Raw genomic sequence first — 15,107 nt, 5'->3', positions numbered from 1 at the left:
GGGGTTCGTGGAGCGCTTACGGTGCGACCATCTACTTTCACAAAGAAAAACTCCGATTCGAACCCAACAAGGAAGACCCTTTTCAGAAGTTGATGCTGCCCCTGCTATCGTCCGTTGCGGAATTTGAACGGAACTGCATTCTTCAGCGCCAGCGTGAGGGTATCGCCATTGCCAAAGCGCAGGGACGATACAAAGGTCGCCAAAGCCGATTCAGTGAAGCCCAGCTGGATCAGATCAGGACAGAGTTCGAGGAAGAACGGAACAAGACCGCACTTGCACATCGGTGGGGTATCAGTCGGGGATACTTATACAAAATCGCAGCGAAGGGGGAAGCGTCACCAGCGTGACGCCTTTTTAGGAAGTTAACCGAAAAGCTTTTTCAAATTGCAGCTCGATTGGAGCCTGGATTTCGTCTTTTTGTACGGTGATTACTTCGACAAGAGCCCGTTTTCGGTTTTCGTTGTCCAATTAATCACGAAGACCTAAACAATTCTTGGTAATCAATCCTCAGGAACCTTTTTTCTTTTGTGTAAGTGGCGCGTACATGCTGATCAAAATCCAGTTCCGTAAGTTCCAGGTCTTGTTCAGACAGCATGTCTTTATTTAAAGTCAGGATATATTGTTTATTCGACAGGTCGCCCAAAGTTGAATTCACGTAATCTAGATTTTTTATTAACGTATCTCTATCAACTTCAAATATGTTGTCGTGTATCAATAGTCCAGGATGTCGACCTTCAGTACTAGGCGATGTTAAAAGAGCGTAGTCGTAAAAAAACACCTTCTCCCTATCAATACTGTGGCTGCCATCGTCATGAATTCGCAAGTCAAACTTAACGATTTCTTTGTTGTCTTTGACTTCCACGCCAAAAGAACATTGCTGATTCCCATAGACATATTCATGCATTTCCAAAATTAAGGATTCAATTTCTTCTACAGAGCCCTTGGATTCAATCACATAGCTGTCTAGAAGATGAATTTGATTTTTTCTCTCAATGTCCTTGTGCTTTCGTTCTTGTTCATGACTGCTATATGAATCTAGGAACGAGTTAAGAGATGAGTATTCTTCAATTTTCTTCTGGTGAATAGCGATAGTTTTCTTTAAGCTTTTCAAAATCCCTTCTTGGTCTAGAAGGGATGCCTTCTCTTTATAGCGATTATCCAAAACCTTTAACTCTGCAGCTAACGAGCCTATTTCTGCGATAACACCGTCCTTTCGCTCGTTGATCAAAGATCGTTGAAAGTCATCAATTTTTTTCTTAAATGCGCTAACTTCTGACAACTCTTTCTTTATCAAGTCGCCAAGTCCATCTCTAAATTGGTTATAGAGATCAGCAACCTCTTCTTCATCTATGTAATTATCACCTTTAAACAGGTTGATTTTCGAAAGCTCAGATTTTAAAACTTCCTGACGAGCACGCTTCTCATCAATATCTTCTTCTAGAGCAAGAATTTCAGATTTTACTATATCGTAGCCTTCTACATTCTCAAGCTTATCAATATCGCTTTGAGTTTTATCCACCTGATTCTTTAAATCATTCAAATCGGCTTTAGCTTCAGATATATTTTTCCCAGTTAATGCTTCAATATTCTCTTTCACCTTTGACTTGGCTGCTTTAATTTTCTCCAAATCTCGATTCAAGCGGTTTGCTTGGTTGTAAGGTGCTGGATTGATGCCTAACAAATAGAGGTGAGGCTCATAATCCGGAGGTATGCGCTTATCTGTATCAAAGCATTTGATAATAGACTTAAACTCTGACTTTTCATCTCTTATCAAGGGTCCGAGTATCGACCTAAAGGATGGCGATTCGCTGCTTCTTGTAGAGCCAAATGTCAAAGATGCCAAATACTCTAACACCTGGCTCTTCGACGCTACAGGCTTTAATTTTCCATCAACAAAAAGTTGAGGAAAATCTTCCTTGAAAACGTTTCTACGTATGGTTATTTGCCTTTGCCCAATTTCAAAATCCAAGCAGATTTCGAAATTTTCAGGAAGGTCATTTTTGGGTATCTTTGCAACCCTGCTTTGGTTGTGATCCTTAAGAAGGGCATAATTTATAAATTCTACGCACAAGGATTTACCAACACCGTTAGTTTTAACAGATTTATCGGTTGTTTCACCAAGTATAAGGTTGAAGCCATTGTAAAACTCAACTGGCTCAAAAAGGCTCGGCTCGCTGTATAATCGCTTAATCGTTAACATTTGATATTATATAAGGCTCGTCAAACTCAATAACGTCTAGTGAGTACAAGAATAATATGCCGTTATAAAGGCTTTTTGCACCAACTTTGTTGCTTTTCCGGAGGGCACGGGCTGCATCAAAAATACTAATCGTGCGCCCACCAGAAGCATTAAGTAGTTTGAGAATCTCAGACCCAACAACCGGAGCTGATTTCTCTAAATTCTCATTCTTTGAAAATAGATTAGCCATTGCTTACCTTCCTGAGAGGAAAGACGTTACATTGAATTAGTTGATCAACTATGTAAAATTCGGCAGCGCACGAGTCAAAAGAGAAGCCAAGGTTAGATAAATGTACCTTAAAATTGTCGACTAAGACTCCAAGTGCTACTTTTGGATCACCGCCGCTATTCGTAAGAACTTCATCGCTGTAGCCCTTCAAGTATGTACCTGCTCTGCGAAGTGCCTGACCACCAATATCACTCTCTTCTTTTATCGTACCCAGGATCTTTCCGTATTCAATATAAAGATCATAATATCTATTTTTTAGATATTCAGAATGATCGGAAAATCTTTTGTTTATCTTATTATCGGGATCTGGATCTTCAATGAATCCATTTCCAGCATGGGGATGACTTTCGTTACTAAGCATTTCAATCATTGCCAATATAGTATTCACTTCATTCGGCAAAGTTGAAACTGGCTCATCCTGCAACTCTTTCCGCAAAAAATCTCGGATAGACTTTATCTTTTCAATGTCAGTGAGGTATTTAATATCCCTCAAAATGTCGTTTATATCCCAAATGTCCTTTTCGGTATCTATCGAAAACTGGTCATCTCCTATACTACATTCTTTGTGCTTGCTTTTTTTAACGATGTTCAAAATAATCAATCGCTTGAATTTTTTGAACAAACCGTGTTCGATGAATTTTTCTACGGTCTTTTGCGTTTTTTTAAGAGACGACGTTGACGTAACTTGAATGGCAACCTTATTACCTGTGTCTCTAAGGTCTATCGCTGCGGCATTGGGATCAAATTCGTTCTCGTTTTTTAATCGATAACCATAAACGAGATTTAACAGCTGCTCATAAAAATCCTCAGAGAAGGTATTTACGTCTGTTAAATTTAGCTTGTTACTAGCAGTGACCACTGGCGGAATCCGCGTAAGCAGAGTGATGATGGCAGTCATGTATTCTTGTTTTTTGGTCATTTTTCACCCATCACGCTCTTCTTCATATAGCCTCACAGCTGCAATTTTCTCATCGAACTGAATACAACTATCGACAATCAGGTTAAAGATCAAAAAATTGCCTTTTTGCTACCTTCTTCGCCATTCCCATGGCGGTACTCTCCCATTTTCGGGTAGCCGCCACAACCTGCGTTCAGCCGTCTGTGCTTCGCTCTGCAGCTTAAATAAATCTTGGTCTTTTGCATAGAGAGGATAGACCCAACAGCTACCAGACTCCACCATGTAGCGATTGATGTTCACTCCCTTTGGTGTAGACCTGCCCACCAATACGCCCGTAGTAGTCAACGTCGGTGACCTCAACGGTGACAGTCCCACTACTCAGAACCTCTTTCAAATCTTCAGTAGCATTCTGCCCCTAGTTGCCCGTATTCCGGGCAGTCTATTTCAGCAAAGCGAATCTTTATTCGCTCATTTTATCAGGCAGCTTGTTCTCGATGCTGAAATCGATGAACACCAGCGTCCATTCCAGGTATGTCCCTTATTATCAATTGCTTAGATTTCTTCGTTCAGTTCAGAGTCAACGTCGTGCTTCAGGTCTTTCAGTCCATCCCTGAAGGCAACCGGCGGAATCCGCGTAGGCTTGCACCGGCAATGTGCAATGATGTTTCAGAGCACGCACGGTGGGTGTGGAATAGGAATGGTTGCGTTGGGGTGCGATACAAAGTGCGTTACACTTTGATTTTCCGACCCACAAAGCCGGTGCAATCAGTGGTTTATTGATTTTGGTGGAGTTTCCCGCCGTCTCCACCAACTTAACCGAAAAAGCTCCTGACTTCAGGAGCTTTTTTCGTTTCTAAAGCAGTGCTTTTAGACGAAGCGTTAACAAAAACACTTGGACACCACTGGCTGCATGCGTTTACAGCGCCTCCTACACAGGAGCCACCTATGAGCACCTCAAACTTAGATGGCTCCAAGCTTTCCCAATCTGTATTCGAAATCACCCGAAAAAACACAAGAGTATTTTAGAATAAAGGTTTACCTCTTCACATGGCCGGTGGAAAACCACTTTAATGACCAATAACGAGGAATGCCCAATGTCTGAATCATTCGATGCGCAGCGCTACAAAAAAGGCGATCACGCAAAAACCCACCGGCGCCTGAAACCGGGGGCCGAGCGTAACACCGTGGAAGTGGAGCAAGACTTCGAGAAGCTGATGCGTGACGGCTATGTCATCATCGAAAATCTGATCCCCCTTGAAACCTGCGCCACGATCAAAGAAGAAGGCCTTGCCCTGCTCGGCCAGACCGGACGAAACCCGTTCGAGGGGCACCAGACACAACGGGTCTACAACGTTTTGTCCAAGACCAGAGCAACCGACCAACTCGCTGTTCATCCGCGAATTCTGGGGCTCATGGATCGGCTGTTCGAGCCCGGTTTTCTGTTGTCCCAGAGCCAAATCATCAACATTCTTCCCGGCGAGGCTCCACAAGGGCTGCATCACGATGACGCCTTCTATCGCCTGCCCCGCCCCCGTCAGCCACTGGGCGCCGCAACCGTGTGGGCGATTGATGACTTCACCGAAGATAATGGCGCTACCGTCATCGTGCCTGAGAGTCACATATGGGGAAACGATCGGCACGCAAAACGAGCTGACGCCATACCCGCCGTCATGCCAGCCGGTTCGGTGGTGTTCTTTCTGGGAACCACCTGGCATGGCGGCGGCAAAAATACCTCATCACATGCGCGCTTCGCCGTTACACATCAATACTGCGAAGCCTATATGCGGCAGCAGGAAAATTATCTGCTTGAGCTGTCCAAGGAGACCGTGCGCGCCCTGTCCCCTGAGCTGCAGGCTCTGGTTGGCTACTCAATCTATCCGCCGTTCATGGGCATGGTCGAGGGTATGCACCCGCTTCGCTTGCTGGAGAAGTAATGCCATCAACATAGACCAATCAAGATTGGAGCTTTTTTGCATAGGGAGTTGTCCCTTGTCTATTTCTGACCCTGCTCGCAACCAAAGAACCAATCACAATCAAAATGCTGGCACCGACAACCGCAACCGTGGCCTCACCGTATCCGGCGAGGATCAGCAGGATCACCGAAATCAACGGTGCGCCGTAGGCCAGCGTTCCCAACAGCTGAATGTTGCCGTGTTTCACACCGTAATCCCAAGTAAAAAAGGCGATCCCCACCGGGCCCAGCCCCAGCCCTATCACACCAACCCATTGAACCAGTCCCTGAGGCCATACTGTTTGCTCCCACAGAAGATGGCAGATCAGGGCCAAAATGGCGGTGACACCGCAAAACCACCCCACCGCATCTGTCGGCACCGAGCGGACCAACCGACTGAGCACTGAATAGCAGGACCAGATCAGGGCACAGAGCAATGCCACGAAATAGCCAGGCAAGTTTTCCCAAACAAACCCATCGGCATTTTTGCCAATCAGCAGCCAACAACCCGCCAATGCCAACAGGGCTCCAACAATGTGCTGTGCGCGAAGGGATTCACCGGGCAAAAGCGCAGACAGCAGCACGATCAACAACGGCCAAAGATAAGCCAGCAGACTGACTTCCACTGCCGGCGCGAGAGTCATGGCCTTGAAATAGGCGAAGTGGTAACCGAACAAACCGACAACCCCAATGGCCCAAGCCAGCGGTGACTGTCGCAGGTATTTTACGCCCGCGTGCCCCGCCCGGAACCAGCGAACACACATCAACACAAAGGCAATGCCGAAAGTCATCGCCATTAACTGGAACTCCGGAATCTCGCCGCCAGACAACTTCGTCAAGAGCGCCAGAGTGCCCCAGAGCAGGATAGAAACCGACCCTATCCAGGTGGCTCCGTTAACAGATGCCATGGTATTTCTCCCAAATATCTCAACGGCTAAATGATCATGGCAGACTATGCTTCCACCCCAGAGATAGCTTTCAGGTTATGGCGGGATTATTTCGATTTTCGGCGGAAGTAACTGGGGGCATGCCCAAAGTGGCCCCTGAAGCGATCACTGAACGATGAAAGAGAGGTATAACCGACCGCATCCGCAACCCGCTGGATACTGAGATCCGACTGCTCCAACAGTCGCCAGGCTTCTTTCATTCGCAATTCGGTGAGGTATTGGTGTGGTGTCATGCCTATCTGCTTGCGAAAAAGGTCATTCAATTGCCGGGTGCTCAGGTGAGCGGTGCCGGATAGCTCCGAAGCCGATATCGCCTGACAATAACGATCGTCCAGATACTGTTTGGCAACAACAACCCGGCGATCCAGCCTCAACTCACTGCCATGCCGCTCCTGAAGAAGCTGGATAAGCAGGAGTAGCATTTGGTGCTGGGTGTACGCAGATCCGTTCCCTTCACGAATCTGACTGTGCAGGAACTTTACGTAATGAAGCAGTGCCGAATCCAGCTCAACAAAACAGGGCAATCTGTCCAGCGATGGTGCCAAACCTTCAGGAACATCTGCCACCAAAAATTGGTTCTCTTCCGTCGCCAGAAATCCGTGATCACGTCCGGATGGAATGATCGCGGCTCGCTGATTAACCACCTTCCCTTCAACTGAATCCACAGACAACCACAGCGTGCCGGCGAGAGGCAAAACAAGTTGGTGGTGATCGTGGGAGTGACTTCTTCCCTCCCCATCGTAGGTTCGTAAGTGTAGGTTAATGTCTGGATGCGTCATGCCAACAGTATAAACCCAACAGCGCCAATACTGATTGCCTCTTTCGCATCTCTCGGGCTCGCTCTGATGGCCGAACATACCCGCAGTGCCTATTAGGACTGCTGCCAAGGTACAGTGGTAATTGAACCGCAAGATAACGTCATTAAGATTACGAACCCAGCAGAGCCAAGTGCTCAGGAGCTCACTGCCAACCGGCCAGACCAGCTACGGCCTCGGGCTGAGTTTGTGCCGGTGGAAGAGAACAGACTGCAAGCACTGACGTTCACTTAGGATGTCGGCAGAAAATTCCCTTGTACATTGGTATTAACAGACACTTTGTGGCACTGTCGCGCGCCTGCGATTATTAAAAAAGGTTTAGTTTATGATTAAGGGCAACGACAAATCAGGCGGAGACTACTCCATAGCTCAGCTTGGCGACCCTGTAGTGCTCACTCTCAGCGTTGGCTTTATTGCGTTATTTGTTGGCTTCTCTCTATTTGACACCAAAGGCGTAGCCGAGCTGATTGGCAGCGGCTTTGCCTGGACGGCCAAGGTCTTCGGCACCTACTTCCAGATGTTGTTGTTGGCTACATTCTTTATTGCTATTGGTCTGGCTTGCACTCCGGCAGCCAAAGCCAAAATTGGGAATCTGGCCAAGCCGGAGATGAGCACTTTCCGCTGGCTCTCTATCATTATGTGCACATTGCTGGCCGGAGGCGGTGTGTTCTTTGCCGCTGGTGAGCCGATCTATCACTTTGTTGTGACGCCACCTGCGTTTACATCAGAACCCGGCACCGCTGCTGCGGTCTCCAATGCTATGGCGCAATCATTCATGCACTGGGGCTTTTTGGCTTGGGCTGTTCTGGGCACCTTGGCTGCGATCATTCTGGCACATGCCCACTATGTACAGGGCAAACCTTTGCAACCACGCACATTACTATACCCGGTGTTCGGTGAACGCATCATGAGTGGCTGGTTAGGCAGTGTTGTAGACGCTTGCTGCGTCATTGCCATTGTAGCTGGCACCGTTGGCCCGATTGGCTTTCTCGCAACCCAAATGAGTTTTGGTCTGAGCGAACTGTTTGGTCTGACTGATGGTCTGGTAACACAAATGGCTATCCTAATTGCTTTGGCTATGATTTACGTGACCTCAGCAGCAACCGGCGTTCACCGTGGCATTCAGTTTTTGAGCCGGATGAACGTGTTTCTGGCGCTGGCCATCGGAGCCATTATTTTCGTCTTCGGCCCCACCTTGTTTCTGACCAACACCTATCTCCAAAGCATGGGCCAATACGTTTCTTCCTTTATGGCTATGGCAACCATGACTGCGGATACATCTCCTGACTGGTGGATGCAGTGGTGGACAGTGTTCTTCTTTGCCTGGTTTATTGGCTATGCACCACTAATGGCCATTTTTGTTGCCCGTATTTCTCGCGGCAGAAGCATTCGTGAAATGATCTTGGCCGTAGCGGTTATGGCACCTGTTGCCACTACCATCTGGTTTACCCTGCTGGGCGGCTCTGGCATTTACTACCAAATGACCGGCGTAATTGATCTGACTGAAGCGCTGAACAGCTTCCGCTTTGATGTGGCGACTATAACGGTTGCGCAGTCTCTACCGGGTGGCAGCTTTATGGCTCTGGCCATTCTGATACTAACCACTGTTTTTGTTGCCACTACCGGTGACTCCATGAGCTACTCCATTGCCGTTGTGAGCACTGGACACGACCAACCGAATACCTTTGTACGGGCGTTCTGGGGGTTGGCAATGGCAGGTATGGCAGGCATTCTGCTGTACATGGGTGCGGGGCAGATCAGTGTGCTTCAGCAGTTCATTGTGATCACCGCTATTCCGGTGTCGCTGATCTTGCTGCCCTCGCTGTGGCTCGGACCCAAAGCAGCTTATGCCATGGCGCGGGAACAGAAGCTGATCCCTGAGTAAGCACTACTCATTATCAGCCTGAAGTGTCCGGATTCGCCCGAGAAGAAATGCCGGTGGAAATCCTCGCCTAGGCGGCTGTACCTTGAGCCAGAAACACTTATTTATAGCAAGGCTTTGACTTATTTGCTGGCAACAGCCAGTAAGCTTGCTATCGTTAACCCTTATCTAGTTTGATTTGCCCCCTTGAAGCTACCTAGCTATATGATGGTAGGGGCTATTTGTAAGGATCCGGTGTTATGAGCAGCAAAGCCAAGCAAACTCAAAAACTGTTATTATTCAGCTTGTCAGGCTCCCGCCTGTTCGGGATTGGCACGCTGAAAATTCGTGAAATACTGCCGTTCAAGCCCCTCATTAAAATGCCCCATAGCCATTACGCCGTTATTGGCACCATGAACTTCCGAGGTTCAGCGGTGCCGGTGATTGATATGGCCGCGGCTGTTGGCTATCCGCCCTTGACTGCGGAGGAACGAAAAACAGCGTCTATTATAATTACCGATGTTCAGCGTCAGGAAACTGGATTTCTAGTGCGTGATGTACAGAAAATCATCGAAACGGATTGGAAAAAGGTCAAGTCGCCACCCTCAGCACTAGGAGACAAAGCGTTTATAACCGGCTTATTGAATATGGAAGGCGAGCTTATTCAGCTACTGGATGTTGAGCTACTGCTGGCAAATGTATACCCAGACTCATTGGACACCCGGGATGTGGTGCTGACCGACGTACAGAGCGAAGCGCTAAAAGCCTTAAACATCCTTTTGGTAGATGATTCAAGGGTTGCCCGCAAACAGCTATGCGACGTGTTGGATGCCAAGGATATTTCATATCAAGTGACCACCAACGGCGATGAAGCCCAGCAGATCCTGCTTAATAGCAATGAACGTGGGAAGCCCATTGATATTCTAGTGAGCGATATTGAGATGCCAGGTCTGGATGGCTACGAGTTGGCTTTTAACGTGCGGGATAATGGCACTCTAAAGCAACCTTACATTATTCTGCACACATCCCTGAACAGCGAAATGAGCCTGAGCTACGCCAATCAAGTGGGCGCAAACGAAGCTCTAACAAAATTTGATGCAGATGAATTGCTACACGCCATGCTCAGAGGCGCCCGTCACTCTGAGCAATAGGCAGCACGAGAGGACTACTCAGCCTGTGGTGGTTCGGCCTGTAACTCTTTAGCGGGTACGCGGTTTTCACCCCAGCTTCGATACACCCGCGACACTACCCGCTGGAGCTCTTCCTCCCCGACATCTGCAGGCTCGCCTCGCTCAAGCGGGTCGAAGTGGAAGATGTACAGTCTGGACGCAAACTGCTCAAAGGGCAGCGATGCCTCGCCAAATCTTTCCCCCTTGCCGTCCGTGCTCACGTTTACGTCATCACCCCAACTTTGACCGCTGTCATTGTTTGGGTTGTAGAAATACGCGCGCATCTCACCTTCAGGGTCCAAAGCCACCCGCAATATGGTAATCGCATGCCAGCCAATGAACCGCGCAGCCCTATCGGTTACCGCAATACCTGCTGGCTGAGGGTGTATCAGTGGTTGGTTGCCGTTGTAATAAGGGTGATAGCTGGCATAGAAATGGCGAATAAATCCTTCTAAGTCTTCCAGATTGCCTGTAGCTACATCCACGTTGATTGCAAACCCTCGCCCGGCAGACCAGCCGTGAAATTCCGGGTTCACCCAACGGTGTGGATCGCCTTCGCGGCCTATGCACATGCGGCCCATTTCACCGTAAATTCTATCGAGATGGGGCACTACAACCAACGAAACCGGATCAAGATCCAGAGTGACCTCCGATGCAACGCCACCAAGACTTTGCACCGAGGAGACCGGTTGTCCCTCGAAATGCATAACAATTTCATTATCTCTGGCTGCCCATGCAACCATCTGCAATAGGTAGTCAGGATCGTTATAGGCCCACATAGACAATGCACGCGCAGACTGACAAGTTGGGTTGTTCCCCTGACCAACACCTAAAGGTTGCCCCAACATATTGAGCACACCCTGAATCAACCAAGCACCCGCCTGCGGTTGGTAGCCATAGGCCAGCTGAAGGCGCTCACGGGCTTGTGGGCAGAGGTTAAGCCTAGCTTGGCGCCAGAGTGCTGGCGCCACCGGTGGCTGGTAAAGAATGCCCCGCTCAAGCATAAGTGCGAGGCCATATAGGCCCTGCGCTGTCTCGGGGAAAATGCCCTCGGTGATCAGCAGATGCACCAGCTCCCGGTAGCACATAAGGCAATCCCTGCCGGTGCTTGATAGCCCTAAGGCTTCGCTGAGCAAATTATCCTGACCTTCCAAAATGTAACGCACAAAACACGCATGATAAGGAGAGACCAACCCGGTGTCGTGCATGGAACGCGCAAAGCCGGTGGCTTCATTTTGTAGCGTCTGGGCATCCATAGATTCGAGCCGTTGCTGGTATACAACGGTGCCCGGATCTTCACTGCACCCACGAGTTGGACCGTATAAGCTCGATATCAGCCGATCCGCACCCCGCCCTGCACTGCCAAGATCAGCATTCGGTTCTGCCCGGCAAATGGCGATCTGGGTAATCATTTTGCGCACATCGCCCACTTGAATCGGGCGCTGCTGCAAAATTCGCCAAATTTCCTCAATTAGGCTGTCGATGACATGCTCGTAGCCAATATGTTGAGCCACATGCTGCACAACATGTTGACTGATAAGGGCCAACTTGCCCTGCTCCCGCTCGGCTTCACCCGTCATACCGAACAGCAGTCCGAGGTTGATCGCCAAAACTTGAGTCAGGTAGTGATGGGCTTGTTCCGCGGACACAGAGGGGTGTAGATAGGTGCCGCGAACAACCGATAGCAGGCGGAGCTCACTGAGTGCTTCGATAACGACCGTATCTGCATTAGGGCTTTGCAGCGAGTGCGTTGTTAAGGAGGGTAGCAGGGTGGCAGGCTCCGCCCAATCTGTACCCTCAAACACACCTGCTTTTTCTAACTGCTCTGCACGCGCCTCAATCACTGCGCAGCCTTCCGGCTGCATCAGAATACGGCGAGCTAGATCAAAAACTCTCGGCAGTTTGCCAAGTTTGGCAAAAGCCCGGCTTTCGTCCAGAACGCGAGTTGCCTCAACCAGTCTTTGCGCCAGCTTTTCCAAGTTCACAGCCGGAACCACATTGCCCGATTTATGATCGTTCAAACGATGTTCCTCAGAGCCTGCATCAGGCCCTATAGTTGTTAATGCATCGCCCGATTATACATAGAAATCCAGGTCTTCCTGATGCTTCAGCAAGTCCCGCATTACATATGGGTCTTCACCAAAGAAATACACCAAGCCCCAGTGGGTACCGAATGCCGTCCGTTTGGTAACAGTTTCTTCAAGTGGCGGCGTCAATTCGTGGGATTCGAAGTACTCGTGGTTCTCGGTTTCCTCGGGAATTTCGAGCTTGCTTACAACCCGGCGGCGCGGGTATACGCCAAAGCATCCGGCGTAGCCTTTGGCGTCCACCACTTCTTTCGGGAAGAAGGCTTTGATTTCTTCTTCCGTAGTCTTGGGATCAAAAGACAGTATAAGACCCTGATAAGCATTGAAGCCGTAGGCTGTCTCAAGTAGCTCGAACACCTTGAACCCGGGAGGACGATAGGCGACTTCGCCGAAGTACATGGTACTGTCGCTGGTTACGAAGTATTCCGGGTGCACAAAGCCGAAATCGATATCAAACGTCTTGATCAGCTTTTCGATTTCGCCGCGAATCTGGTCACGGTACTTTTCAAGATCCGGTGTTGCGGGCACAAATACCGAGTAACCCAGCGTGACGTACTCAGAGATGTTCAGAAAGGCGATCTTGCCGTTATGAACCCACGCTTCTACGGCAAACTCCCAGCCGTCGAGATGGGATTCCATAAGCACAGGAAATTCTTCGTCTGGAATTGAGTCCACTTCGTCTGGAGTACGAATGACTCGATGGCCAAGGCAGCCGGCCTTATCGAAAGCTTTCAGGTGAATCGGGTCGTTGGGGTCGCCATCAAGCTTGAGTAGGGTTTGATTCACTCGCTTGAGAAAGCGGATAACGTCGCCTTTGTCGTGGGCCTCTTCAAAAATACCCACCCGGATACCTCCGAGCTGGGCACGGCGCTTCATCAGAGCCTTGTCACGCAATAGCATGGCTTGGCCAAACAGCCGCGGTTTGTCCATCAGCACTGAGTTAATCGCGCCCGCCCATTCAACCGTTTCTTCAAACAAAGGAATGGCAACGTCCACGCCCATGTCTTTAAGGGTTTGGGCTATTTCCACAGAGCGGTCGTTCAGGCGCTCAAAGTTCCAAGGCACGTAGGGTATATCGTGCTCTTGGCAGTAAGGCTCGGCCCAATCTGGCGCCACGACCACATAACGACGATCAAACTTGTCAGCAGCTTCTACAGCGTTGAGGCTCCAGCCCAGCAGTGCGACATAGCCCTTATCCGGGTTATATTTGTGCTCGCTCATCGGCTCTATCCTTGCTTTCGAATGTCCTTTCACCCTACGCCGATGTGTGAGAATCGCAAATATTAACCCAACTTCAAGGTAGCAAGGGTTCTTTCCCGAACTTTTTTCAACAACGCCTCGTCGTTAACCAGCGACTGGCCGTAAGAGGGCACCATTACCTTCATGCGCTCTTGCCACTCTGGTGTCTGGACCTTGGTCGGGAAGCAGCGTTCAATGACATTGATCATCGCATTTGCGGCTGTAGACGCGCCCGGTGATGCACCGAGTAGCGCGGCCAAGGTACCGTCTTTTGAGGCCACAATTTCTGTCCCGAACTCCAGCTTGCCGCCGCCACCTTCAGCTTGCTTGATAATCTGTACGCGCTGGCCTGCATTCCGCAGTTCCCAGTTGTCTTCTTCAGCTTCCGGGAAGAAATTGCGTAGCGCTTCTACGCGATCGCTGTGCGATTGGAATACCTCCCCGATCAGGTAGCGGGTAAGGTCCATATTGCTCTTGCTCACAGACAACATGGGCTTGAGATTGGAGGTGCGTACCGAGCCAAACAAATCGAAGATTGAGCCCTGCTTGAGGAAGCGTGTCGTGAAGCCCGCAAACGGACCAAATAGCAAAGCCGGCTCGCCATTGATAATTCGAGTGTCCAAATGCGGTACCGACATGGGCGGTGCGCCAATAGGCGCCTTACCGTACACCTTGGCATGGTGCTGTTTTACAACATCAGGCTTACGGCATACCAGCCATTGGCCGCTAACAGGAAAGCCGCCGTAGCCGCGAGCTTCTGCAATTCCGGATTTTTGCAGCAAAGGCAAAGCACCGCCGCCAGCACCGAGGAATACAAACTCGGTTTCCAGCTTGGTTAACTCGCCGGTATGCTGGTTTTTAACCCGGATTTTCCAGCGGCCGTTGTCGCGCTGGTCTATGTAATGCACCGGGCAACCGAGCATCAACTCGAAATTGGGCTGGCTCTGCAGGTACTCAACCATACTGCGGGTCAAAGAACCAAAATCCACATCCGAGCCATGGCTAATTCGGGTTGCGGCAACACGCTGCATCGGGTCACGGCCCTCTACGACCAGAGGCATCCAGCTTTCCAGCTCCCGAGGGGACTCGGTGTATTCCATTTCGCTAAACAGGTGATGGCCACTCAAGCGCTCGAATCGACGCTTGAGAAACGCCACGTCTTTTTCGCCCCAAACAAAGCTCTGGTGCGGTGTGCGATTTATAAACTTTGAGGGTTCGGGCAACATGCCCTGCTCTACCAAATGCGACCAGAGCTGCAACGACACCTCATATTGCGCATTGATCTGAAGCGCACGCTCGATAGCAACATCGCCATCGTCGGTTTCGGGCGTGTAGTTAAGCTCACAGTAGCCAGCGTGACCTGTTCCTGCGTTGTTCCAGCCATCCGTACTTTCATGGGCAACGTGGTCTAAACGCTCCAGCATGACAATGTTCATCGACGGGTCCAGCTGCCTTAGCATCACGCCGAGGGTAGCGCTCATGACGCCACCACCGACCAATACTACATCTGCCTGTTTAACGGCCATTGGTTTTCATCCTAGCTAGTTTTGAGCCTGTCCCCCCTCCACGATCAGCGAAGAGGTGTATCGGATGCGGGCAAGTCGCATGGTAAATGGCGTTGCCTTGTGCGTCCGTTCTGAATATGAGAGCAATTATCCGGATTTTCGCAGAA

12 protein-coding genes and 1 pseudogene are annotated in these 15,107 nt (G+C 49.6%); 4 read left to right on the top strand and 9 right to left on the bottom strand.

Annotated elements, in window-relative coordinates:
* A partial coding sequence (locus KO508_RS05430; protein ID WP_216007262.1) for a recombinase family protein occupies positions 1 to 347 on the top strand: 347 nt, incomplete at its 5' end.
* A gap of 125 nt (positions 348 to 472) precedes the next feature.
* Here KO508_RS05430 and KO508_RS05425 read toward each other — a convergent pair.
* The 4 genes and pseudogenes from KO508_RS05425 to KO508_RS19030 form a co-directional block, all read right to left on the bottom strand.
* Complete coding sequence (locus KO508_RS05425) at positions 473 to 2,200, bottom strand: DUF2326 domain-containing protein (RefSeq protein ID WP_216007261.1); 1,728 nt, start codon at positions 2,198 to 2,200, stop codon at positions 473 to 475.
* Positions 2,187 to 2,429 (bottom strand): hypothetical protein, encoded by a 243-nt coding sequence (locus KO508_RS05420; protein WP_216007260.1) that lies wholly within the window; start codon positions 2,427 to 2,429, stop codon positions 2,187 to 2,189. The genes KO508_RS05425 and KO508_RS05420 overlap by 14 nt, the downstream gene beginning before the upstream one ends.
* Complete coding sequence (locus KO508_RS05415; RefSeq protein WP_216007259.1) at positions 2,422 to 3,387, bottom strand: SMEK domain-containing protein; 966 nt, start codon at positions 3,385 to 3,387, stop codon at positions 2,422 to 2,424. The genes KO508_RS05420 and KO508_RS05415 overlap by 8 nt, the downstream gene beginning before the upstream one ends.
* 108 nt (positions 3,388 to 3,495) lie before the next feature.
* Positions 3,496 to 3,769 (bottom strand): annotated as a pseudogene (locus tag KO508_RS19030) (thermonuclease family protein); the annotation flags it as partial.
* Positions 3,770 to 4,460: 691 nt separating this feature from the next.
* Here KO508_RS19030 and KO508_RS05405 point away from each other — a divergent pair.
* Positions 4,461 to 5,300 carry a phytanoyl-CoA dioxygenase family protein gene (locus KO508_RS05405; RefSeq protein ID WP_216007257.1) on the top strand — a complete coding sequence of 280 codons (840 nt, stop codon included), beginning with the start codon at positions 4,461 to 4,463 and terminating at the stop codon, positions 5,298 to 5,300.
* Between the two features lie 19 nt (positions 5,301 to 5,319).
* Here KO508_RS05405 and yddG read toward each other — a convergent pair whose 3' ends face one another.
* On the bottom strand, positions 5,320 to 6,225 hold the full coding sequence (gene yddG / locus KO508_RS05400; RefSeq protein ID WP_216007256.1) for an aromatic amino acid exporter YddG: 906 nt from the start codon (positions 6,223 to 6,225) through the stop codon (positions 5,320 to 5,322).
* A gap of 86 nt (positions 6,226 to 6,311) precedes the next feature.
* Complete coding sequence (locus tag KO508_RS05395; RefSeq protein WP_216007255.1) at positions 6,312 to 7,043, bottom strand: helix-turn-helix domain-containing protein; 732 nt, start codon at positions 7,041 to 7,043, stop codon at positions 6,312 to 6,314.
* A 361-nt stretch (positions 7,044 to 7,404) separates the two neighbouring features.
* On the opposite strand from KO508_RS05395, the gene KO508_RS05390 reads away from it, so the two are divergent.
* Complete coding sequence (locus tag KO508_RS05390; protein WP_216007254.1) at positions 7,405 to 8,964, top strand: BCCT family transporter; 1,560 nt, start codon at positions 7,405 to 7,407, stop codon at positions 8,962 to 8,964.
* A gap of 236 nt (positions 8,965 to 9,200) precedes the next feature.
* Complete coding sequence (locus tag KO508_RS05385; RefSeq protein ID WP_216007253.1) at positions 9,201 to 10,091, top strand: chemotaxis protein; 891 nt, start codon at positions 9,201 to 9,203, stop codon at positions 10,089 to 10,091.
* 14 nt (positions 10,092 to 10,105) lie between these two features.
* Here the strand turns inward: KO508_RS05385 and KO508_RS05380 are convergent, their stop codons facing one another.
* The 3 genes from KO508_RS05380 to mqo all read right to left on the bottom strand — a co-directional run bounded on the left by KO508_RS05380 (position 10,106) and on the right by mqo (position 14,961).
* On the bottom strand, positions 10,106 to 12,130 hold the full coding sequence (locus KO508_RS05380) for a hypothetical protein (protein WP_216007252.1): 2,025 nt from the start codon (positions 12,128 to 12,130) through the stop codon (positions 10,106 to 10,108).
* A gap of 54 nt (positions 12,131 to 12,184) precedes the next feature.
* Entirely contained in the window at positions 12,185 to 13,417 is a 1,233-nt protein-coding gene (locus tag KO508_RS05375) for an ATP-grasp domain-containing protein (protein ID WP_216007251.1), read from the bottom strand.
* A gap of 62 nt (positions 13,418 to 13,479) precedes the next feature.
* Positions 13,480 to 14,961, bottom strand: coding sequence for a malate dehydrogenase (quinone) (gene mqo, locus KO508_RS05370; protein WP_216007250.1), 1,482 nt, complete (start codon positions 14,959 to 14,961; stop codon positions 13,480 to 13,482).
* Between the last annotated feature and the right edge of the window lie 146 nt (positions 14,962 to 15,107).

This window comes from Marinobacter salexigens (assembly GCF_018860765.1).
GTDB classification, from domain to species: domain Bacteria; phylum Pseudomonadota; class Gammaproteobacteria; order Pseudomonadales; family Oleiphilaceae; genus Marinobacter; species Marinobacter salexigens_A.
Note: the sequence above shows the minus strand (reverse complement) of the source record. Positions and strands in the feature narration are given on the sequence as shown.

Coding starts and splice junctions, on each gene's coding strand:
- KO508_RS05375 (WP_216007251.1), bottom strand. CDS start 13,417: ATGAGCGAGCACAAATATAACCCGGATAAGGGCTATGTCGCACTGCTG.
- KO508_RS05395 (WP_216007255.1), bottom strand. CDS start 7,043: ATGACGCATCCAGACATTAACCTACACTTACGAACCTACGATGGGGAG.
- mqo (WP_216007250.1), bottom strand. CDS start 14,961: ATGGCCGTTAAACAGGCAGATGTAGTATTGGTCGGTGGTGGCGTCATG.
- KO508_RS05385 (WP_216007253.1), top strand. CDS start 9,201: ATGAGCAGCAAAGCCAAGCAAACTCAAAAACTGTTATTATTCAGCTTG.
- KO508_RS05420 (WP_216007260.1), bottom strand. CDS start 2,429: ATGGCTAATCTATTTTCAAAGAATGAGAATTTAGAGAAATCAGCTCCG.
- yddG (WP_216007256.1), bottom strand. CDS start 6,225: ATGGCATCTGTTAACGGAGCCACCTGGATAGGGTCGGTTTCTATCCTG.
- KO508_RS05390 (WP_216007254.1), top strand. CDS start 7,405: ATGATTAAGGGCAACGACAAATCAGGCGGAGACTACTCCATAGCTCAG.
- KO508_RS05405 (WP_216007257.1), top strand. CDS start 4,461: ATGTCTGAATCATTCGATGCGCAGCGCTACAAAAAAGGCGATCACGCA.
- KO508_RS05415 (WP_216007259.1), bottom strand. CDS start 3,387: ATGACCAAAAAACAAGAATACATGACTGCCATCATCACTCTGCTTACG.
- KO508_RS05425 (WP_216007261.1), bottom strand. CDS start 2,200: ATGTTAACGATTAAGCGATTATACAGCGAGCCGAGCCTTTTTGAGCCA.